Source organism: Streptococcus sp. IsoGale021 (genome assembly GCF_031142795.1).
Lineage (GTDB): Bacteria > Bacillota > Bacilli > Lactobacillales > Streptococcaceae > Streptococcus > Streptococcus hominis.
The window spans coordinates 1-22,705 of sequence record NZ_JAKZJH010000014.1 but is presented as its reverse complement, the minus strand read 5'-3'; the positions used below and the strand labels follow the sequence as shown (position 1 = coordinate 22,705).

Genomic DNA, 22,705 nt, shown 5'->3' with positions numbered 1-22,705 from the left:
AAGTTTAAGCTTTTTTAGTTTAAGGTAGCAAAAAAGGATTCCAAATGTTATCAGAATCCTCATTTTTCTTTTATTTCGCAACAATATTCGCCAATTTAGGTGACTTCAATAGCCTGAGAAACTATTGAAGGTTGGGGTTACGGCTAACAGAACCTATTACTTAACAACAATATTAACAAGTTTGTTAGGGACTACAATCACTTTGATGATTTCTTTGCCAGTGATTTCTGACTTAATTTTTTCGTTGGCAAGAGCAAGTTTTTCAAGTTCTTCACGGCTGGAATCTTTTGCTACAACGAGTTTCGCACGAACTTTGCCCTTGATTTGGAGAACAATTTCAATCTCGTCTTCAACGAGTTTTGCTTCATCCCAGGTTGGCCAAAGAACGTATGAAATAGACTCGCCTGATTGTGTCAATCCTTGCCAGAGCTCTTCTGCCAAGTGCGGTGCAAATGGAGCTAGGAGTTGGATCAAGCCTTTTGCATATTCCACATAGAGACGGTCTTCCTTGTTGGCGCTATTAACAAAGACCATGAGCTGGGCAATGGCTGTATTGAACTTGAGTTCTTCAATCTGCTCAGTTACAGCTTTGACTGTCTGGTTGTAGACTTTATCAAGCGCACCACTGTTTTCTGCCACAATTTCCTTGCTAGTCAGCAAGCGGTAAACGCGGTCGAGGAATTTACGCGAGCCTTCAAGACCTTCTTCAGACCATGCGATTGAGGCATCAAGCGGTCCCATGAACATTTCGTACACGCGAAGTGTATCTGCACCATAATGTTCAACCACATCATCAGGGTTCACAACGTTTTTAAGTGATTTAGACATTTTCGCTGGTGCTTGTTCAAGTTCTTCACCAGTTTCAATGTGAAAGAATGAACCGTCACGTTTTTCAACTTTGTCAGTTGCCACAAGTGCACCACGGTGATCGCGGTAGCTTGTTCCCAAAATCATCCCTTGGTTAAAGAGCTTTTGGAATGGTTCCTTGGTTGGAACGATACCTAAATCATAAAGGAATTTATGCCAGAAACGAGCGTAAAGAAGGTGAAGCACAGCGTGTTCTGCACCACCGATGTAAATATCAACTGGTAGCCATTGTTTCAACAATTCTTCATCTGCTAATTTTTCATCGTTGTGTGGATCAATATAGCGCAGATAATACCAGCTGGAACCAGCCCATTGAGGCATAGTATTGGTTTCACGGCGGCCCTTCACCCCGTCTTCACGGGTCACTTCCAGCCAATCGGTCAAGTTAGCAAGTGGGGATTCCCCTGTACCGGAAGGTTTGATGTCTTTGGTTACTGGCAATACAAGTGGTAATTGCTCCTCTGGAACAGCTGTTGTTGTACCGTCTTCCCAATGGATGATTGGGATTGGTTCACCCCAATAACGTTGACGTGAGAAGAGCCAGTCACGCAAGCGGTAAGTCACTTTCTTGTTACCAACGCCTTCTGCTTCAAGCCATTCAACCATTTTGTCAATAGCTTGCGCTTTATCAAGTCCATCTAGGAAACCAGAGTTGATGTGAAGTCCGTCTTCTGTGTAAGCTTCCTCTTCAACATTTCCGCCTTCGAGAACTGGAATGATATCCAAATCGAATTGTTTTGCAAATTCCCAGTCGCGATCATCATGCGCAGGAACTGCCATAATAGCTCCTGTCCCATAGCTAGCAAGCACATAATCGGCAATCCAGATTGGCATTTCTTTACCATTTACTGGGTTAATGGCATAGCTACCAGTCCAAACACCTGTTTTTTCTTTAGCAAGGTCCGTACGAGCAAGGTCAGATTTAAGGCTTGCTTGATGTTTGTAGTCAGCAACTGCTTGCGCTTGTTCTGGTGTTGTAATAGCTTCAACAAGTGGGTGCTCAGGCGCTAAAACAGCGTAAGTCGCACCAAATAATGTATCTGGACGAGTGGTAAAGACGGTGAATTCCTTATCTGTTCCTTTTACTCTGAAGGTGACATTAGCACCAGTTGATTTCCCGATCCAGTTGCGTTGCATATCCTTGATAGACTCTGGCCAGTCAAGGTCATCCAAGTCATTGAGCAAGCGCTCTGCATAGGCCGTGATTTTGAGCATCCATTGGCGCATTGGTTTGCGGACAACTGGATAGCCTCCACGCTCAGAAGTTCCATCAGGAAGGACTTCTTCGTTTGCAATGGCCGTTCCTAGTTCCTCAACCCAGTTTACTGGCACTTCAGCTTCATAGGCCAAACCTTTTTCGTAAAGCTTGGTGAAGATCCACTGCGTCCACTTATAGTAGTTTGGATCTGTCGTGTTAACTTCACGATTCCAGTCATAAGAAAATCCAAGCGCGTTGATTTGGCGTTTGAAGTTGGCAATATTTTCCGCCGTAAATTCTGCTGGGTCATTCCCCGTATCCATCGCGTATTGCTCTGCGGGCAGACCAAAGGCATCCCACCCCATTGGATGAAGGACATTGTAGCCTTGCGCACGTTTGTAACGGCTAAGAATATCCGTTGCTGTATAGCCTTCTGGGTGTCCTACGTGTAATCCAGCCCCTGAAGGATATGGGAACATATCGAGAGCATAGAACTTCGGTTTTGAAGCATCTGTTCCTGTCTTAAATGTATGATGTTTCGCCCAGTAGCCCTGCCACTTAGGCTCAATTTCCTTATGATTGTAAAAACTCATGCTATTTCTCCAATTTTATGATGTTACTATTATACCATTTTCAAGAGATTTTTACAGATGAAATCATGAAGTTTCCATTGATACCTATTACAAAACATACTCTAACTATTTCCTTTTAATTGACCACCAAAATTAAAAGTTGTATAATGCTAGCTGGAGGAAATATCATGGATTTACAAACGATTTTTGCATATGGGTTCATTCTCCTTTTCATCATCACAGAAACGTGGATTAAAAGGAAAACAAAATCAAACAATGAAAATAACTCAGAAGACAAAGGAAGTCGTTACATCATTATTGGTAGTGTTGTTTGTTGTCTTCTATTAATGAATGAACAACTTCTACCTTCTATAGCTCAACTACCACATTTTTTGATCTATATTGGAATTCTCCTTTCTCTAGCCGGCTTTATATTACGTATCTATGCAGTTAATTATCTTGGGAAGAATTTTACACTTGCTGTTCAAACAACAGATAGTCAACAATTGGTAGAAGCAGGTCCCTACTCTATAGTGAGAAATCCTGCCTATACTGGTAGTATCGTATCCATACTTGGCTTGTCAATTGTTTCATTAAATCCTCTCACAATTATTATTTGTCTCATTCTATTGGTAGTTGGTTACAGTATTCGATTAAAGGTAGAAGAAAAAGCCTTACACAATCATTTTGGAAAAGCATATGAAACATACTGTCAAAAGGTTCGCTATCGAATTTTCCCTTATATTTGGTAATTTCATTCAAATATAACATACCTTTCAACTAGATTTGACTGATTACTAAACATGATAAATATTTCTTTAATGAAGGATTGAGTTTTGCGTTATACAAGATTCAATCCTTTTAGTTTGATTTCACTCTGTTTATATCGGATGCCACTATATTGAACTTTGGGATTTCTCCAAAACGATTCTAACCTTCCTTTCATAACATCTCCCAAAAATTTTTACTTTTTCGGAACTATTGATTTAAATCATACCCTTTAACTCAAAATTAGCTCCTAATCGGAGCTAACTTCTATCAATTTTTTATTTCTTCAATCTTCTCACGTCCGAGTTCTCGATAGCTACGGTCGCCAACGACTTGAACCGTAAACTGGCCGTTCTCATATTCAAGAATCGTCACGCTACCATTATCGAGACCATGCGGATGCATGCCATTGATTAGGTACACAATGGTTCCAATGGTCATCCCGTGGCTGACAACAAGGGCATTCCCACCACCTTGTTCTTCCATTTCTTTGGCAATCGATTCAAAGCCTTCCTTAATTCGGCTACTGAGTTTTTCCCAGCCTTCTGCCCAACCAGCAGTATCAACCTCTACCAAGCCTTCTGCCAACTCTGCATAGGCAGTGATTTTAAGCATCCATTGGCGCATTGGTTTGCGGACAACTGGATAGCCACCACGCTCCGATGTCCCATCTGGAAGGACTTCTTCATTGGCGATAGCTGTTCCTAGTTCCTCAACCCAGTTTACTGGTACTTCGGCTTCGTATGCCAAGCCTTTTTCATATAATTTTGTGAAAATCCACTGAGTCCATTTGTAGTAGTTAGGATCCGTTGTATTCACTTCACGATCCCAGTCATATGAGAAACCAAGTGAGTTGATTTGGCGTTTGAAATTGGCAATGTTTTCTGCCGTAAACTCAGCTGGGTCATTTCCTGTGTCCATCGCGTATTGCTCAGCAGGAAGCCCAAAAGCATCCCAGCCCATTGGGTGAAGAACGTTGTAGCCTTGCGCACGTTTGAAACGGCTGAGAATATCAGTCGCCGTGTAGCCTTCTGGGTGTCCTACGTGCAGACCTGCTCCAGATGGGTAAGGAAACATATCCAGCGCATAAAAGTTTGGTTTGTCAGCATCTGTTCCTGTCTTGAAGGTATGATTTTCAGCCCAATAATGTTGCCATTTTTTTCAATTGATTTGTGATTATAAAAAGTCATTGATTCACTCCAATTTTGTGATGTTATTATACCATTTTTAGGCGATTTTAAAAGGCATAATTAGGGAAAGAGGAGACATAATCAAAAAAGAATACTTTACTAACTGGATTTGTTTTCTAGATCATTTTATTGAGAAGTTTTAACTCCATAGCTAAATGGAAAATCCTAAAATATGAAGCCTAGCATTTATTCTACCCTTTTTATTGCAGTCGTTTTAACCACGATGCGTCCAATTCATAGATTTCACCTGCAAATGCCACTGTTGACAGACGGTGTGAAATCATAAAAATCATTCCTTGGCATTCTTCTTTTACAATAGATAGAAACGCCGCTTCGTTGAGCGAATCAAGATTGCTAGTCGGCTCATCAAAGATATAACAATCCGCCTTTTTCGAGAGTGCCCGCATAAGCTCTAAACGCTGTCTTTCTCCAGCTGAAAAGTCACGTTCACCGTCAATAATTGTATCCAAACCATTCGGCAATCTTTCTAGGCACTCTTTTAGTCGGCATCTTTCTGCCAACTTCCAGATACTTTCATCACTAATGTCGTTTCTCCCCAGTAAGAGATTTTCTCTCAAAGATTGGTGAAAAAGCTGAGCTATCTGTGGTACATAGGCAAATGAGGCCTGCAAATGCTGACGATTGATTTCTCTGGCGTCTACACCAGTAAGAAAAACTGAACCAGCATTGCTGTCATACCAACGCATAATGAGCTTCATCAGGGTTGATTTACCACTACCACTCTTACCAATCAAGCCAATAATCTTCCCTTTTTCAAAATGTGCAGAGAAATTATTAAACAGCTTTTGCTGACGATTGTCGTAAGCAAAATCCATATTCTCAATCAGAATATCGTCTAAAGTGACAGCTATTTCCTGACCAGTTTGGACGGGCTCTACCTCATCTAAGAGAGCAAAAACAGTACAACCAGCATTCATAGCACGTTTAAATCCTAAAGGCAGGCGTCCTAATTCTAAAAAAGGAGCAAAAGAGCTAGAAAAAGCAACTAAAACGAGAACCGCTTCCTGCCAAGATAACTGATGATTTTCCACTTGATAGAATGCCAAAAGAGCAACGCTTGTAAGAGACAGTCCCACCACCAAAAAGGTTACCGTTTGCTGTAGATATTGTTTCTGGGTAACCTGTCTTTCCAACTGGTTCACAGTCTGACTTTTGCCCGTCAATTCTGCAAATCGTTCGCGACTCTTGCCAAATTGAGACAAATCGCCCATCGCTTTCAGACTTTCCAAGAAAAAAGAAACATAATTCGAGCGTTCCTGATTTTGCTTCTGCAAAATATCTTGTAAACCGAGAGCAAACATTCTCGGTAAAATAATAGCTAAAATCCCATAAGTCATTAAAGTCACTAAAGCAAACCAAAACGAGAAATATGCAAAATACATTCCCATCAAAAGAGCTGTCAAGAACCCTGTACAAATAGGAGCTATCGTATGTGCAAAAAAGATTTCCAGCGCTTCAATATCTTCACCAATCATCTTGAGCAATTTGCCGCTGTCCTGACGATCCAACTTTGCTGGTGCCAAACGACGAAGCTTCGCAAAAATGAGCTTACGTAAATCCGCCAGAGAATGGAAGGCAACAAAATGCCCGAAATAATGCTCGCCATAACGAAAAGCGCCTCGAGCTAGGGCTAGTCCAATCAGTAAGATCAGACTCCACCAAGCAGGCTGCTGACCATTTAAAACATGAAAACCTAATACAATCACCAGAGTTGGAATTGCCACCGTCGTGACAAAGCCCAGTACCGCAAAGAAAACCGCTAGAGCAATAAAAGGGAGCAAATGGTTCATCACCTGAAAAAGTCTGCTGAGGATAGCACGAGTTGTGTAACGTTTTTTAGTTTCCATGCGTTAATTCCTCCAATTCTTGCTGGGTATTTGCCAATTGGCGGTATTCTTCACTCTGTTCATAGACTTCTGCCGGTGTTCCCAAAACCGTTTTTTCTTTTCCTATAAAGAGAACTCGACTTGCTTTAACGACTTGTTTCATCTTGTGAGTAATCTCAATGACAAGTGCGTCTTGCGCTACCAAATTTAGCAAATCATAGATAGCCACTTCATTGTCTTTATCTACACTGGATGTCACTTCATCAAACAGATAGAGTGAACGCTTGGCCAAGATAGCTCGCACACAAATGATCTGCTGGCGTTGCCCCGGTGATAATTGACTGCCGTTTTCCCCCACAAGAGTATCGAGACCTTGAGGCAGATCTCTTACAAACGCTAAAACGCCTTTTTCAGCCAGCCAGTCCTCTAATTCAACCCGCGACCAATCTACCGCCAACTGTAAATTTTCAAGAATGGATGCGTTTAAAAGAACACTATTTGCTGACACATACATGACTTCCTGATAAATGGTTGATTTGGATAGGCTTTTGATTTCTTTTTCTCCTAAGAAAATGGAACCTCTGTCCGCCTGTCGTTTCCCCAACAACAGCTTGGCTAACGTTGTTTTCCCACGGCCGCTTTCTCCTGCAATGGCTAAGATTTGTCCACGTTTCATTTTAAAGCTTAGATTTTCAAATAATTTTCTATCCGCAAAAGCAAAATCCAAACCATTAACTGTCAATTCACTAAAAGGAGGCAATTCCTGCTGTTCCTCTTTTGCTTCTTTTTCAATTGAGTCCAAAAATCCAAAAATTCGATCAGCCATTTTGGTATTCATCATAACTAAATGCATTCCATAACCAGCTTCACGAATCGGCGTGAAAAACTCAGTCGCAATGAAAACAAAGTAAATCATAGCAAACAGTGATAAGTGCCCTGCTTGTAACATGGAAGCTGCAACGAATCCTGACACGCCAATCCCCAAGTACATGACTGCATCCATGTAGCCAACTGACTGCAGCTGAAATCCTAGAAGTTCCATAGTTGCATCACGAAAATCCTCTGCTTGCGCTGCAAATTCCTTTTCATATTTAGCATCTGCCTGATAAGAATAAAGAGTGTTCAGCCCCTGAAGATCATCTAAAAAGAGATCGCCAACGTCCATATAAGAAGCCCAGTAACGATTCATAATCCTGCGCGAACGCTTCTGCATGAGAATGATAGACATAGGAATCAAAAGCAGCGAAAGAATAAAAATCAAACCGCCAGTAGGGAACAGAAAAAACACAATCACCAACACTGTCAAGCAATTCAAATACGTTCGTAGATTTAAGGGGAGATAATAAGAATAATACGTATCCAAACTGTCAATTCCTTGTGACGCTACCGTCAAAACATCTGCAGCCGTCTTACTATCCTGAAATTCTCCGTCTTTATTTACGAAAGCCTGAAAAAATACTGCTTTTAGTTTGTTGCGAGCAAACTGCGAAGCTACTCCTTGAAAATTTTTCGCCAGAAGCGAAAGCGCAAAACCTAAACAAGAAAAGAAAAACAGCCAAAAAAGAACCGACAAAAAATTCAATGGTGTTCCCTCATATAAATCCGACAAAACTTTTGCTATCAATGCAAAGCTCAAAATCCGCATGATGAATTGAAGCCAAGCTAAAAAAGCCGATAGATAAATCAGTTTCATTTTAGGCTGGATCAGTTCTTTCAAACGAGCAATCAGCTCTTTCTTTCTGCCACGTGATATTTTTTCTTGCTCTTCTGCCATCACTTTCTCCTCATATTCTTTATTCTGTTCTATATTTATTCATTATAACACTCCCAAGTAGAGAAATAAATTAAATTTTCAGTTTTTTTAATTTGTGCAGTCCATGAAAACTTTCCTTCCTTGTGAAATTTATTCATAAGACAAATCAATTAGCCAGCCTCTCTACGCTAAACACACAAAAAACCAGCTGACCATTCCAACTGGTTTTGAATAAAGTGATGCCATTACCAAATAATCACGCGTTCTTCTGGTTTGCGCCACATGCCGTCGCCTTTTTTAACATCAAAAGTCGTAAAGAAATCATCAAAGTTTGGCAATTGTACATTTGTCCGGAGTTTTCCGGGAGCATGCACGTCCACGCTAGCTAACATTTGCATGTATTCTGGACGAGCTTTCATGCGCCAAATACGAGCAAAGTTCGTAAAGAATTCTTCTGCAGAGAAGTCTACTTCTTTCTTAGCGGCTTCCAGTGCTGCCGCAATACCACCTAGATCTGCAATATTCTCTGACACAGTTAATTTCCCATTAACTTTAGCTCCATAAGAATCTTTACCATCAAATTGTTCAATCACTTTTTGAGTACGTTCTTGGAAAGCTTCATAATCTTCTGGCTTCCACCAGTTATTTAGACTTCCGTGTTCGTCAAATGAAGCTCCATTTGAATCAAATGCATGTGAAATTTCATGAGCAATCACCGCACCGATACCGCCATAGTTGGCTGATGAAGATTGATGTAAATCATAAAATGGCGCTTGGAGAATAGCTGCTGGGAACACAATTTGATTTTGCTGTGGGTCATAATATGCATTGACCATATGAGCTGGCATGTGCCATTCACTGCGATCCACTTCCTTGTTCCACTTGCTCCATGTATGCGCAATAGAAATTTTTGCTAAGTTTCGAGCATTCTCAACTAAGCTCAAATTCTCATCAATCACTTTTTTCTCATAGGTTTCTGGCAATTTCTCTGGATAGCCGATATGCGGTGTGATGACATTGAGCTTGACAATCGCTTTGTCACGTGTTTCCTTAGCGAGCCAATCCGCCGTTTCCAGACGCGACTTATAAACATCAATCATAGCAGCAACTTTATGCTCTACATCTGCTTTTGCTTCAGGTGAGAATTTTTCTCCCGCATACCAAAGACCAAGGGCTTGGTTATACGGACCTTGCGCTAGCTGGTAAGCTGCCTTTTCTTTTGGACGGGGTTCTGGGACACCTGAGATAGCGCGTGCATAGATCCCTGAAAGGACACGAATTTCTTCAGTGAGTAAAGAAGTCCATGCTCCAGCCGCAAACAATTTCAATCCTGCATGGATAGCAGCCCAATTATTTTCTGAATAATATTCCGCCGCAAACTCTTTCCAGAAGCGCTCTTGCGGAACAATCACCTTGTCTGGGATTTGTCCCAAAATCTCTGTAAAAATCGCATCAAGTGGCAATTCTGGAGCTAGCTTCGTGAAATCTGCCCAATCATAAGGATGATATAATTTCACATATTCTGAGCTTTCTTCATTTGACAGGACATACTTGGCTAATTTAGCATCCAATTCCAGATATTTATCTAAAATATCTTTTGTTTCTTCTTTCGAAAAGCCAAATTTAGGCAGCAGTTCTTCCTGCATTTTCCGCCAAATTGCCAGCAATTCCTTACCTTTTTCATTTCCTTCTTCATAGTAGGTTGTATCTGGCAAAATGATTCCAGGTGCATCAGCCCAGAGAACATTCATTTGCGCATTCATAAAGTCTGGCGCGACGTCAAAAGTAAAGAAATTTGGCTTTCCAGCCATTTCATATTCAGCAATCTTTCCAGTAAATTCTTTGAAAGAGCCGAGCGCTTTATATTCTTCTACTAGCGGCATTGCCGGAGCAACTCCTGCTTGTTCCCGTCCGTCAAAATCTGCCACCAAACGGTGGTATTTCACAAAATTTTGCAAAATTGGATCTTCTGGAACATCTTGACCTGCTAACCATTTATCAGTTGTTGCTAGCATCAATTTTTCAATATCTTGATCCAAATCCATAAATCCACCTGTCATAGGCTTATCATCAGGAATAACTGCTGTTTTTTCCCATTCACCATTAACATAGTCAAAAAAATCATCTTGTAAACGTGTCATCTTGTTCTCGCTTTCATTGTTTTATCTTAATCCTATCAAAAAAGTTCTGAATAATCAAACTTTTATCAAAAGGGAGTTTTCTGGCAAACCTTGCTTCTGATTTTCTTAAAAAATCTAAAAATTAACTTGACTTAATTTTTATTTTAAGGTATATTAATAGTAGGGGTGTATAAAAATGATACGTATCGAAAATTTAAGTGTCTCTTATCAGGAAACGCTTGCTCTCAATCAGATTTCTTTGGAAATCCAAGGCCCAACTATCATGGGAGTTATTGGTCCCAACGGAGCTGGTAAATCAACCCTTTTAAAAGGAATGTTGGGCATCATTGATCATGTTGGACAAACTTATCTTGATGATAAAGAATTCTCAAAGGTACTTAGCCATGTAGCTTATGTGGAACAAAAAGTTCACATTGACTACAACTTCCCTATCAAAGTGAAAGAGTGTGTGTCTCTTGGACTGTATCCAAAAGTGAAACTCTTCCACAGACTAACAAGCACAGACTGGGACAAGGTGACAAATGCGTTACGCATTGTCGGCTTAGAGGATTATGCTGAACGCCAAATCAGCCAATTGTCAGGAGGGCAATTTCAACGGATCTTGATTGCGCGCTGTCTAGTACAAGAAGCTGACTGTATCTTTCTGGATGAACCATTCGTTGGGATTGATTCAATCAGTGAAGAAATCATCATGACAACGCTACGCAGTCTAAAACAACAAGGAAAAACGATTCTCATTGTTCACCATGACTTAGGAAAAGTCCCACATTACTTTGATCAAGTTTTAATTTTGAATAAAGAACTCATTGCCATTGGGGAAACTTCATCAACTTTCACAGAAGAAAACTTGAAAAAAGCCTATGGCTCTCAGCTTTTTGTGAATGGAGGTCTCTAATATGTTTTCAGAATTTATTGATGGACTACAAAATTTCCATTTTCTACAAAATGCGCTGATTACAGCCATTGTCATCGGGATTGTTGCTGGAGCAGTTGGTTGCTTCATTATCCTAAGAGGCATGTCTTTGATGGGCGATGCCATTTCACATGCGGTCTTGCCGGGAGTTGCACTCTCCTTTATTTTAGGAATCAACTTCTTTATCGGAGCCATTGTTTTTGGACTTTTAGCTTCGGTCATTATTACTTATATTAAAGGAAATTCAATTATCAAAAGTGATACTGCCATTGGAATAACTTTTAGTTCCTTTTTAGCTCTTGGAGTCATTTTGATTGGAGTTGCTAATAGTTCAACCGACCTTTTCCATATTCTTTTTGGAAATATCTTAGCTGTGCAAGACATTGATATGTGGATTACAATCGGTGTCGGAATCGCTGTTCTAATTATTATTGGACTATTCTTCAAAGAATTATTGATTACATCTTTCGATCCACTTCTGGCAAAAGCGATGGGGATGCCAGTCAACTTTTATCATTATCTCTTAATGATTCTCTTGACGCTGGTTGCAGTTACAGCTATGCAAAGCGTGGGAACAATTTTGATTGTTGCTATGCTGATTACACCTGCTGCTACTGCTTATCTTTACGCTAACAGTCTTAAAACGATGATTATCTTGTCTTCTAGCTTGGGGGCAATTGCATCTGTCTTAGGACTTTTCATTGGCTATACCTTTAATGTTGCGGCTGGCTCAAGCATTGTACTGACGTCCGCCATTATCTTTGCCATTAGTTTCTTTATCGCTCCAAAACAACGATTTAACAAACTTAAAAACAAACCCAAGCTAAAATAAAGTTAGTATTAAATTTATCAAAGGAGAACCTTATATGAAAAAATTAGGTTTTGTCGCCGTTCTATTTTTGGCTGTCGTAGGACTCTTTGCCTGCGCTGGTCAGAAAGGAACATCTACTAAGAATTCAAAATTGAATGTTGTTGCTACCAACTCGATCATTGCTGATATTACAAAAAATATCGCTGGTGATAAAATCAATCTGCACAGCATTGTTCCAGTTGGAAAAGACCCACATGAATACGAACCATTACCAGACGATGTCAAGAAAACTTCTAATGCTGATTTAATCTTCTATAATGGTATCAATCTTGAAACAGGTGGAAATGCTTGGTTTACAAAATTAGTTAAAAATGCGAAAAAGACTGAAAACAAAGATTACTATGCTGTAAGTGACGGTGTTGAGGTCATTTATCTTGAAGGTCAGAATGAAAAAGGAAAAGAAGATCCACACGCTTGGCTCAATCTTGAAAACGGAATTATCTATGCAAAAAATATTGCAAAACGTTTGATTGAAAAAGATCCTAAGAATAAAGAAACTTACGAAAAGAACTTGAAAGCCTATACTGCGAAACTTGAAGCATTGGACAAGGAAGCAAAAGCAAAATTCAACAACATTCCTGCTGAAAAGAAAATGATTGTTACCAGTGAAGGTTGCTTCAAATACTTCTCTAAAGCCTACGGCGTGCCTTCTGCTTACATTTGGGAAATCAACACCGAAGAAGAAGGAACTCCAGACCAAATCAAAACACTAGTTGAAAAACTTCGTAAAACAAAAGTCCCTTCACTCTTTGTCGAAAGTAGTGTCGATGAACGTCCAATGAAGACCGTTTCAAAAGATACAAAGATTCCAATTTATGCTAAAATTTTCACTGACTCAGTCGCCGAAAAAGGAGAAAAAGGCGATAGCTACTATGACATGATGAAATGGAACTTAGATAAGATTTCAGAAGGTCTTAGTAAATAAGAAATGGAAAAAGGAGCCGGAATTGATTGCCAGTTCCTTTTTACTTAAAATTCTTCTTGAATAATAAGCCTTACATTCTCTGAAACAAGCGGTTATCGGCTGTATTCTTAAGTTATTTTTGATATACTAGTAAGATAAGGAGTAAAAGGACAACATGACCCCAAACAAAGAAGATTACCTCAAATGTATTTATGAGATCGGTACGCATACTCAAAAAATTACAAATAAAGAAATCGCGGCCCAAATGCAGGTGTCTCCCCCTGCTGTCACAGAAATGATTAAAAAGATGATTGCTGAAAAATTAATTATAAAAGATAAGATTAAGGGCTATTTATTGACCAGGCTTGGTCTCCACCTTGTCTCTGAACTATATCGCAAACATCGCTTAATTGAATATTTTCTGGTACACAATCTACAATACACCACAACAGATCAAATCCACGAGGAAGCGGAAGTTTTAGAACACACCGTTTCAGAATTATTTGTCGAGCGTTTAGAAAAAATGCTAGGTTACCCAGAAACCTGCCCCCACGGCGGAACCATTCCTGCAAAAGGTGAATTACTAGTTGAAAAGTATCAACTAACATTGGATCAAGTTGAAAATGCTGGGACCTATCGCTTAGCACGAGTTCACGATGAATTTGAATTATTAAAATATTTGGAAAAACACGATTTACATCTGGGAGATACGCTGATTCTGGAGCAATACGATCCTTACGCTCAACTGTATGCGCTCAAGGTCAATGGAAAAGAGCTGCAAGTCAACTCTGTTATCGCTCAACAGCTTTATGTGGAAAAAATATAAAAGGAAGTCAAAGCTGATAACATCAACACATTAGAGACTGCTCAATGCGTATTGAGTTCTATCCTAGAAAGCAAACAAGTCTGGAACAGTTTTGTCCAGACTCGTTTTTATTTATCATTTTCTCAACGATTCTTCGTATCTAACACAATCGTCACCGGTCCGTCATTGACTAACTCAACCTGCATATCAGCTGCGAAAACACCTGTTTTAACAGCTATTTCTCGACCTAGCAATTCGTTAAAATCATCATATAATTGACTAGCCAAGTCTGGTTGCGCAGCGCCTGTAAAAGCTGGGCGATTGCCTTTTTTTGTATCTGCGTAAAGGGTAAATTGAGAAATAGAAAGAATTTCTCCATTTACGTCTTTGACGGACAAGTTCATCTTGCCTTCATCATCTGAAAAAATCCGCATATTGGCAATTTTTCTCGCTGCATACGCCACATCTTCTTGAGCATCATCTGGAGCAACACCGACTAGCAACAGCAGCCCTTGCTGAATTTGATTATAAAGTTCGCTATCAATCGATACCGAAGCCCGCTTCACACGCTGAATCACTATTTTCATTTTGAACTTTCTAATTTCTGTTACATTTTGTGAGTAAATTTACAAGAACGCAATTCCAGCAAAACATTTCCGCTCTGTTGTCCTCACTTAGCCGTTTGTCCGTTTGACAGAATAAACTTCTGGCACGCTCTTAATCTTATCTACAACTGTCGTGAGCATAGATAAATTAGCGATTCCGAAAGAAACATGGATGTTTGCAAATTTCATATCCTTCGTTGGCTGTGCATTGACAGTAGAAATATTTTTGGTTGTATTGGACAAGACTTGTAGCACATCGTTCAAAAGACCTGCTCGATTCAAACCATAAATATCAATGTGTGCTGTATATTCTTTCGTAGAGGTATTTTCTTCCCATTCGACATCAATCAAACGCTGCTCATAATTTTCCTGCGCCCGCAGATTCATACAGTCCTTACGGTGAATTGCTACCCCACGACCTTTGGTAATGTACCCGACAATCTCGTCACCAGGAACTGGATTACAGCATTTGGCAATCCGTATCAAAAGCCCCGACGCACCTTGGATAATAACGCCGCCCTCATGCTTGACTTTCAGCGTTTCTTTATTCTCCCGTTTCACTTCGCCGCCCTTGACAAGCTCTTCTGCTTCAGCTCTCGCTTTAGCGCGTTCTTCCTCACGGCGTTCTTTTTCTGTCAAACGGTTAAAAATAGAAATCGCACCAATCTCACCAAAACCAATTGCCGCAAAAAGAGCTTCTTCTGTTTTGTAGCTCGTTTTTTGCAGGACTTCTTCCATGTGCTTTTTGTCCATGTATTTATTGGCTACATAGCCATGTTCTTGGAATTGTACCTGTAAAAGTTCGCGCCCTTTAGAAATGGACAATTCCTTGTCTTGGTTTTTGAAAAATTGACGAATCTTATTGCGTGCCTTGCTTGTTTTTACAACATTTATCCAGTCACGGCTTGGTCCAAAGGAATTGGAACTGGTGATAATCTCGACCTGATCCCCTGTTTTTAACTTCGTAGTCAGTGGCACCATGCGACCATTTACCTTGGCACCGACCGCTTTTTCACCAACTTTGGTATGGATTTCATAAGCAAAATCAATCGGTCCAGAGTCTTTTGGCAACGAGCGGACAGCTCCGTCCGGTGTAAAGACATAGATTTCCTCAGCCAGGTAATTTTCTTTGACAGAATCCACAAAATCTTGCGCATCATTAGACTGGTCTTGGAGTTCCATCATCTCCTTGATCCAGTTCATTCCAATCGCAGATTCTTTGCTATCAACTTGACCTTTAATGCCTTTTTTATAAGCCCAGTGAGCGGCAACCCCGTATTCAGCCACTTCGTGCATCTCTTTCGTCCGAATTTGAAACTCAATCGGACCTTTAGGTCCATAAACGGTAGTGTGGATAGACTGATAACCGTTCGCTTTACGATTGGCAATATAATCTTTAAAACGTCCGGGCATTGGTCGCCAAAGTTCATGAATGTAACCAAGCATGGCATACACATCACTTTGCGTATCTAAAATGCAGCGAATAGCAATCAAGTCATAAATTTCATCAAAACGCTTTTTCTTGTCCTGCATTTTCCGATAAATCGAATAAATATGCTTTGGACGACCGTAAATTTCCCCATGAAGATTACGCTCAGACGCATAGGTTTCAATCTTATGAACCACGTCGTCCACTAATTCCTCACGTTCCCGACGCTTTTCCTTCATCAGGTGGGAAATCTTATAAAATTCTGTCGGATTCAAATATCGAAAAGCTAAATCTTCCAGTTCCCATTTGACGCTCGAAATCCCCAAGCGATGAGCCAATGGAGCATAAATTTCCATGGTTTCACGTGAGATACGTTCCTGCTTGTCTTTGCGCAGGTGCTTGAGCGTTCGCATATTGTGCAAACGATCCGCCAGCTTGACCAAAATGACACGGATATCCTTGGACATCGCCATTAGCATTTTGCGGTGGTTTTCAGCCAACTGTTCCTCGTGAGACATATACTTGACTTTACCAAGTTTGGTCACACCATCTACAATCACGCGCACATCATGTCCAAATTCGCCTTCCAAATCGTCCAAAGTTGCAGCGGTGTCTTCTACAACATCATGTAAAAAACCGCAAGCGACACTGACCGCATCTAGCTTCAACTTCGCTAAAATCCCTGCTACTTGGATTGGATGGATAATATAAGGCTCCCCTGATTGGCGAAATTGCCCTCTATGTCGATCTACTGCATAGAATAGAGCTTTTTGAACCAAGACAATATCTTCTGATGATAAATACTTTCTAGTAAGAGCGACCACTTGATCGCCTGTTAAATTCACTTCTTTTGGCATGTTCTCTCTCCAGTTCTTCCTACCATTTTATCACTTTTAAGGCAATATGAAAACAAGGAAACACAGAAGAATGCAAAGCTTCTGTGAGAAATGGCCGATTTTTTTCAAACTGCGATTACATATAAGCCATATCCAGTAAATAGTAATTACTCCAAGTTTAGAAAAAGCCCGCCTTTATATAGGCGGGCTGTGATGGAAGAGGTGATGCTTTTCTGCATGTAGCATATCTCCGATAAATTCAACATAAGCATAAATGAGATAGCAAGCTGATACAACACCTAAAATAGCAATAAACAGCTCAAATAAGGTAGATAAAGACATGATGAACCTCCTCTCCTTACCAAGCAAAAGCAGTTTTCGCAATCTAGCCAGCAGATTTGTTTCCGTGTTTCCATCCTTTCTAGCTAAACTAGATATTTCACTTATATTATACCAAAGTTAGGAGTTAAGAACAATAGAAATGAGAGCTATTAAAGCTACTTTTTCCTACTGTATCAATTCTGTCAAAACACTAACTGCACTTAATGCGTAAAGTGGAGCTGTCTCTGTCCGCAAGATACGTGGACCTAGCCCTACAAGTATAGCTCCTGCTTCTTCCAATGTAGTAATTTCTGCTGGAGACAGACCGCCTTCTGGCCCAAAGACAAATAAAATCCAACTTCCTGTTTCGAGTCCTGTCACAGCCTTGACCAAAGCAGCAGACTCCCCCTCTTTGGCAGATTCCTCATAAGCTACAATGACGCGGTCAAACTGGCGCAAACAATCTAAAAAGTCAATTTTCTTCTCAAAAAGTCGGACTTCTGGTACCCGATTGCGTTTGCTCTGCTCGGCTGCTCCCAAAACAATCTTTTCAAGTTTTTCTGCCTTTTTTGCTAATTTCTTACCGTCCCACTTGGCTACAGACCAGTCTGCTGGAAAAGCCCAGATAGCAGCTGCTCCCAGTTCTGTCGTTTTCTGAGCCACCCATTCCAGCCTGTCTCCCTTGGGAAAGCCAGAAGCAACCGTCACATGAAGCGGCAGCTCCGCGTTATCTGGAAATGCTTCTACCAGATTCAACACGTGGCGCTCCCTATCCGCAACTCTTGCTAGACGTTTAATGCCATCTTCAAAAACCAGCACCACTTCATCATCTTCTACCAAACGCATGACAGAAAACATATGCTTAAGGGTATCTTTATCTCTGATAATGACAGGATTTTCAACCTGTCCCTTCACAAAATACTGCTGCATCTAGCCTCCTATCACTCCTGAAATCTCCTTGGTTTTCTTAAAGACACAGGCATTCCACTCGCCCTGAATCATGTGGGTCTCAAGGAAAAATCCAGCAGTTTCTGCCGACTCCCGCACCAGATTCCATTTCTCAGAGATAATCCCGCTCATAATCAGATAGCCCTCATCCTTAAGCAAACGGTAAGCATCGTCCGTCAGATTTACCAAAATATCCGCCAGAATATTAGCTACAATGACATCCGCCTCGATGTCAACGCCTTTGAGAAGGTCGCCAGCTGCCACATGAATATTTTCAGTCCCAGCATTCAAGGCAATATTTTCCTGAGCAACACGGACAGCCACATCGTCCAAGTCATAGGCATAGAGATCCTTAGCGCCCAAGAGAGAGCTAGCAATGGAGAGGACACCACTTCCTGTGCCTACATCCAGCACCGTTTCTCCGCCCCGCAAGACCTGCTCCAAAGCAAAGAGACTCATCTTGGTGGTCGGATGAGTGCCCGTTCCAAAAGCCATACCGGGATCTAGCTTGATGACTTTCTCACTCGGACCAGCCTCATAGTCCGTCCATGACGGCACGATGGTCAAGTCATGGGTAATGCGAGCTGGCTCAAAGTATTTCTTCCAGTTGTCCGCCCAGTCCTCCTCAGCTAGCTCCTGCCGAGTCAGCTGAATATCTCCTGTCTCCAAGCCGAAGCCATCCAGCTCAGCCAGGCGCGCATTGACCTGATCCGCAATGGCCTCTATATCCACCGAATCCGGGTAGTAGCCAGTAATCCGGACCCGTTCGCTCTGCTCAACTTCTGGAAAAAGTTCACCATACTGGTCAACCTGCCCCAGATAGTCTGCGCTGTCATCGATAGCCACACCCTGACTGCCCAGCTCAATCAGAACATTAGAGGCCGCTTCCTCCGCCTCACGCTTCACTTCAATCGTGAATTCCTGCCAAATTTCCATGTTATTTTCCTTCTCCATAAATTTGTTTCAAAACACTGTCCAATTCTTCTATTTTGCCTGTCATATCCTGTTGTTTTTGTTCCTTTTCTTTGTCTTTTTGATAAACTATACAACTAGATAACAACGCAATGACTAAGGAAAAGGCATAGAGAAAATGTTTTGACTCAGTTCCTATGAATTTAATAACAAATATTTTAATATTGAATAATGGAATATTAAGTAATTTAATTTTAAGTAACTCATTCCCAGCAATTTTTTCAAACAATCCGATCACTATAATCAAAATAAACAGTAAAGAAAATAAAAGTAAGACAGGTTTAATCCAAAGTGTTGCACTATATCCATTTTTATTTCCCTGAAAGTCTTTACCATTTTGTGCCATTTTAAATTCCTCCTTAATTAATTCAATATACTTATAGTAAACTTCTGCTACTATAGGATTATAGGTTTTATTTTTATTTCTTTTACCGATAAAAAGATATTCTTTAGGTCCCATGGAACTTATATTTTCATAATGATATTTAAGTAAGAACATGGCAAAGAGACGTACAATCTTAGTATCAAAAGCCCTTAATTTATTTTCCTTTAACTCCTCTATCTCTATACACTGAGTGTTCAATTCTTTTATCTTTTTAGTATTTTCCCAAGACTTTTTTTCTTCCACCTGATACTTGCCACTAAGAATATAATCATCTAAATGTTTAGTCATAACATTACTAAACCAAGCAAAAGAATATTCTTCAACCGCTTTATCTTGTGGTAAAAACCTCAATGTTGCTCGTACCGTCTGTGCATGATCAAGAGTTAACTCATAGGTAGATGCGACTTCAAATAATTTTTTACGCCATTCAGATTTAGAATCCAGCGAATCACTTAAATCACGATTTGAAACCAAATACGCTACAAAAGCTGCAACCAACGCTGCTATAACGGCAGCTATACCTTCATTCATAGTTCTCCCTCCAAATAATCTCCCAATCTACTTTTCAACTGCGGGATGACGATTTCATCCGCTAATAATTCTTCTATATTTACCAATTTGTAGCCCTGTCCTTCGTCACCAAAGACAATCTGATCTATCAGTTCTTGACAGATAGAAGCCACCATGAAAACAGAAACTTTCTCAGGATGAACAAATCCCTGATAACATTTGACCCATGTAATGGAATCCTCCACGAGTTCAATACCTAGCTCCTCAAAGACTTCTCTTTTAATGCACTCAAAAGGCGTCTCGTCCTTTTCTCTCCCACCGCCAGGAAAATCCCACATATTGGGATAAGGAATAGTGGGAATATCGTCTCTTAAAATGGTTAAAATTGTATCACCATGCAGCAAAGCAATTTTACAACCTGAAAAATCAAACGTTTGATACAAAACAGTCATATCACTCATTCTTCCCTACCTCCGTAAAATCAGTGTTCTTCTTGGACATGCTTGTATTTCAGTATCTCGGATAAGGATAAAAGTCCGTCTCTTTCAAATCTGCTCTGGCTTTTTCAAAAGCTTTATTATTCCAGACAATTTCAAATTCTTCTGCCACTGGATCTGCTAGGAAGTCCATGAGAGCATCTAACCCTTCTTCGGCCGTCTGCTTCAAAAAGTCCACAAAGTAGGTCAGGAATTCACGAGACAAACCTTTCTTTGGCTCATAAGGGACAACTGTTAGATAATCCTCTATTTCAAAGTGAGACTTAGCAGGATTATAAAAGAGAACGCTTTCTTCAAAGAAAACATCTTCTGCACTACTTTCCCCATCTATATCTAAAAGTTCTATGCTATTTGCATTTTGCACTTCTAAGAGAAATGACAGCTCTACTGCATGGTTTTTCTTGTCCCAATTGATTTCATAGTCAAATGGAAAGCTTTTCTCCATTTCTTTATCTAATATATCCAAAAATCCATACTTCGCCATAGCCAGCCTCTCTCTAATCCTTTAAAATGTGTTAAAATAGATACAACTATAGTAACATAAATCAGAACAGTTGAAAAGAATACCAGTAAGGAGGAAAATGTATGCCAGAAAATTTAGCGATTCGCATGCGACCTAAAAATATCGATCAGGTCATCGGTCAAAAACATCTGGTCGGTGAAGGAAAAATCATTCGCCGCATGGTGGAAGCCAATCGCCTGTCTTCTATGATTCTCTATGGTCCGCCAGGAATTGGCAAGACTTCAATTGCCTCGGCCATTGCAGGAACTACCAAATTTGCTTTTCGGACCTTTAATGCTACCGTTGATAGTAAGAAGCGCCTGCAAGAGATTGCAGAAGAAGCCAAATTTTCTGGTGGTCTGGTGCTGCTTTTAGATGAGATTCACCGCTTGGATAAGACCAAACAAGACTTCCTCCTACCGCTCTTAGAAAACGGTCTGGTCATCATGATTGGTGCCACGACGGAAAATCCTTTCTTCTCTGTCACTCCTGCCATTCGCAGCCGCGTTCAGATTTTTGAGCTGGAACCCCTCAGTAATGATGATATTCGAACAGCCATTCAGCTAGCCTTGACAGACAAGGAGCGAGGATTTGATTTTCCAGTGGAGCTAGACGAGGAGGCTCTCGACTTTATAGCCGTCTCCACCAATGGAGACCTGCGCTCCGCCTACAATTCACTGGACTTAGCCGTACTCTCTACTCCAGAAGATGACAAGGGCATCCGCCACATCACGCTCGATGTGATGGAAAACAGCCTGCAAAAGAGCTACATTACTATGGACAAGGACGGAGACGGTCACTATGATGTCCTATCCGCCCTGCAAAAGTCTATCCGTGGGTCTGATGTTAATGCCAGCCTCCATTATGCAGCTCGCTTGATTGAAGCTGGAGACCTTTCCAGTCTCGCACGACGTCTGACGGTCATTGCTTATGAGGACATTGGTCTGGCAAATCCCGATGCTCAGATTCATACAGTGACTGCACTTGAAGCCGCTCAGAAAATCGGCTTCCCCGAAGCTCGCATCCTCATTGCCAATATTGTCATTGACCTAGCGCTTTCTCCTAAGTCTAATTCTGCCATAGTAGCTATAGATAAAGCTCTTTCTGATTTGCGCCAAAATGGGAACTTGCCTATCCCCCGTCATCTACGAGACGGTCACTACGCTGGCAGCAAGGAGCTGGGAAATGCACAAAATTACAAATATCCACATAATTATCCTGGTAACTGGGTGCAGCAAGACTATCTTCCTAAAAAAATAAAAAATGCTGATTATTTCACTCCAAATGAAAATGGAAAGTACGAACGAGCCCTTGGCATGACTAAAAATAAGATTGATCAATTGAAAAATAACTAAAAAATCATGGTATCGTTTGCAAAAAATCAATTTTTTCTCTTGAATTTTTTCAAAATTGTGGTATCATAATTATAGAAACGCTGTGGTGTACGACTTCACACTTAAGTGTTGACCGACTATTTTTTGTATTATTAGGGAAACAAAAGACTTCTAACAGCTTGCAGGCCGTTTCACGCGGAAGCAGCTTCAGTTAGAGCGAGTTGCCCACCTGCTTAATTGTGCGGGTTCAATACAAATCGTGAAGGTCCGGCACCAATACAGCTTTTTCTGTTGCCTCCTTAGCTCAGTTGGTAGAGCAGTGGACTCTTAATCCATGGGTCACAGGTTCGAGCCCTGTAGGGGGCATAATAAAATTTAAGTAGAAAGCCTATATGATAGGCTTTTTTGTTGTTCTCACTTATAATCTTGGCTCTTTGTCAACTGTAGTGGGTCGATGTCAGCTAAGATTTAGAGAGGACGAGATTCGTTCTCTCTCTTTTGATGTTCAAAGCGATGAGAATGCGTTTCTTAAAGTTA

The 22,705-nt window shown here is 40.6% G+C and carries 19 protein-coding genes, 1 tRNA gene and 1 pseudogene; 7 read left to right on the top strand and 14 right to left on the bottom strand.

What is annotated here, in order from left to right:
* Positions 1-156 precede the first annotated feature (156 nt).
* Positions 157-2,658, bottom strand: a complete 2,502-nt coding sequence (gene leuS, locus RG565_RS08570; RefSeq protein WP_247937501.1) for a leucine--tRNA ligase — start codon at positions 2,656-2,658, stop codon at positions 157-159.
* A 167-nt stretch (positions 2,659-2,825) separates the two neighbouring features.
* Here leuS and RG565_RS08565 point away from each other — a divergent pair, with 167 nt between their 5' ends.
* On the top strand, positions 2,826-3,389 hold the full coding sequence (locus RG565_RS08565; RefSeq protein ID WP_247937500.1) for an isoprenylcysteine carboxylmethyltransferase family protein: 564 nt from the start codon (positions 2,826-2,828) through the stop codon (positions 3,387-3,389).
* A 286-nt stretch (positions 3,390-3,675) separates the two neighbouring features.
* On the opposite strand, the gene RG565_RS08560 is transcribed toward RG565_RS08565, so the two are convergent.
* The 5 genes and pseudogenes from RG565_RS08560 to RG565_RS08540 all read right to left on the bottom strand — a co-directional run bounded on the left by RG565_RS08560 (position 3,676) and on the right by RG565_RS08540 (position 10,336).
* Entirely contained in the window at positions 3,676-3,924 is a 249-nt protein-coding gene (locus RG565_RS08560; protein WP_374989850.1) for a histidine phosphatase family protein, read from the bottom strand.
* A 24-nt stretch (positions 3,925-3,948) separates the two neighbouring features.
* Positions 3,949-4,595, bottom strand: a pseudogene (locus RG565_RS08555) (class I tRNA ligase family protein); the annotation flags it as partial.
* A gap of 200 nt (positions 4,596-4,795) precedes the next feature.
* On the bottom strand, positions 4,796-6,463 hold the full coding sequence (locus RG565_RS08550; RefSeq protein ID WP_247937499.1) for an amino acid ABC transporter ATP-binding/permease protein: 1,668 nt from the start codon (positions 6,461-6,463) through the stop codon (positions 4,796-4,798).
* The gene (locus RG565_RS08545; protein ID WP_247937498.1) at positions 6,453-8,216 is read right to left on the bottom strand and encodes an ABC transporter ATP-binding protein/permease; all 1,764 of its coding nucleotides are present in this window, start codon (positions 8,214-8,216) and stop codon (positions 6,453-6,455) included. The genes RG565_RS08550 and RG565_RS08545 overlap by 11 nt, the downstream gene beginning before the upstream one ends.
* A 224-nt stretch (positions 8,217-8,440) precedes the next feature.
* Positions 8,441-10,336, bottom strand: a complete 1,896-nt coding sequence (locus tag RG565_RS08540) for a M13 family metallopeptidase (protein ID WP_247937497.1) — start codon at positions 10,334-10,336, stop codon at positions 8,441-8,443.
* A gap of 175 nt (positions 10,337-10,511) precedes the next feature.
* Between RG565_RS08540 and RG565_RS08535 the strand changes: the two genes are divergently transcribed.
* The 4 genes from RG565_RS08535 to RG565_RS08520 all read left to right on the top strand — a co-directional run bounded on the left by RG565_RS08535 (position 10,512) and on the right by RG565_RS08520 (position 13,850).
* Entirely contained in the window at positions 10,512-11,231 is a 720-nt protein-coding gene (locus tag RG565_RS08535; RefSeq protein ID WP_247937496.1) for a metal ABC transporter ATP-binding protein, read from the top strand.
* A 1-nt stretch (position 11,232) separates the two neighbouring features.
* Positions 11,233-12,081 carry a metal ABC transporter permease gene (locus tag RG565_RS08530; RefSeq protein WP_003037625.1) on the top strand — a complete coding sequence of 283 codons (849 nt, stop codon included), beginning with the start codon at positions 11,233-11,235 and terminating at the stop codon, positions 12,079-12,081.
* 34 nt (positions 12,082-12,115) lie between these two features.
* Positions 12,116-13,045 (top strand): metal ABC transporter substrate-binding protein, encoded by a 930-nt coding sequence (locus RG565_RS08525; protein ID WP_049533312.1) that lies wholly within the window; start codon positions 12,116-12,118, stop codon positions 13,043-13,045.
* 154 nt (positions 13,046-13,199) lie between these two features.
* Positions 13,200-13,850: a metal-dependent transcriptional regulator gene (locus tag RG565_RS08520; protein ID WP_247937495.1), complete on the top strand. Its 651-nt coding sequence runs from the start codon at positions 13,200-13,202 to the stop codon at positions 13,848-13,850.
* Positions 13,851-13,972: 122 nt separating this feature from the next.
* Here the strand turns inward: RG565_RS08520 and dtd are convergent, their stop codons facing one another.
* From dtd to RG565_RS08480, 8 genes are all read right to left on the bottom strand, one after another.
* A complete protein-coding gene (gene dtd, locus RG565_RS08515) occupies positions 13,973-14,416 on the bottom strand; it encodes a D-aminoacyl-tRNA deacylase (RefSeq protein ID WP_221737002.1) in 444 nt (147 codons plus the stop codon).
* 87 nt (positions 14,417-14,503) lie between these two features.
* Entirely contained in the window at positions 14,504-16,720 is a 2,217-nt protein-coding gene (locus RG565_RS08510) for a bifunctional (p)ppGpp synthetase/guanosine-3',5'-bis(diphosphate) 3'-pyrophosphohydrolase (protein WP_247937494.1), read from the bottom strand.
* A 174-nt stretch (positions 16,721-16,894) separates the two neighbouring features.
* A complete protein-coding gene (locus RG565_RS08505) occupies positions 16,895-17,041 on the bottom strand; it encodes a hypothetical protein (RefSeq protein ID WP_195323341.1) in 147 nt (48 codons plus the stop codon).
* 165 nt (positions 17,042-17,206) lie between these two features.
* A complete protein-coding gene (locus RG565_RS08500; RefSeq protein ID WP_308937468.1) occupies positions 17,207-17,950 on the bottom strand; it encodes a 16S rRNA (uracil(1498)-N(3))-methyltransferase in 744 nt (247 codons plus the stop codon).
* Positions 17,951-18,904: a 50S ribosomal protein L11 methyltransferase gene (gene prmA / locus RG565_RS08495; RefSeq protein ID WP_247937492.1), complete on the bottom strand. Its 954-nt coding sequence runs from the start codon at positions 18,902-18,904 to the stop codon at positions 17,951-17,953.
* 1 nt (position 18,905) lies between these two features.
* A complete protein-coding gene (locus tag RG565_RS08490; RefSeq protein WP_247937491.1) occupies positions 18,906-19,856 on the bottom strand; it encodes a hypothetical protein in 951 nt (316 codons plus the stop codon).
* Entirely contained in the window at positions 19,853-20,296 is a 444-nt protein-coding gene (locus tag RG565_RS08485) for an NUDIX hydrolase (RefSeq protein ID WP_247937490.1), read from the bottom strand. Before RG565_RS08485 ends, RG565_RS08490 begins: the two co-directional genes overlap by 4 nt.
* 49 nt (positions 20,297-20,345) lie before the next feature.
* Positions 20,346-20,816, bottom strand: coding sequence for a DUF3013 family protein (locus RG565_RS08480; RefSeq protein ID WP_247937489.1), 471 nt, complete (start codon positions 20,814-20,816; stop codon positions 20,346-20,348).
* 101 nt (positions 20,817-20,917) lie between these two features.
* Here RG565_RS08480 and RG565_RS08475 point away from each other — a divergent pair, with 101 nt between their 5' ends.
* Positions 20,918-22,189 (top strand): replication-associated recombination protein A, encoded by a 1,272-nt coding sequence (locus RG565_RS08475; RefSeq protein WP_247937488.1) that lies wholly within the window; start codon positions 20,918-20,920, stop codon positions 22,187-22,189.
* 272 nt (positions 22,190-22,461) lie between these two features.
* Positions 22,462-22,534, top strand: a tRNA-Lys gene (locus RG565_RS08470).
* Positions 22,535-22,705: the final 171 nt, after the last annotated feature.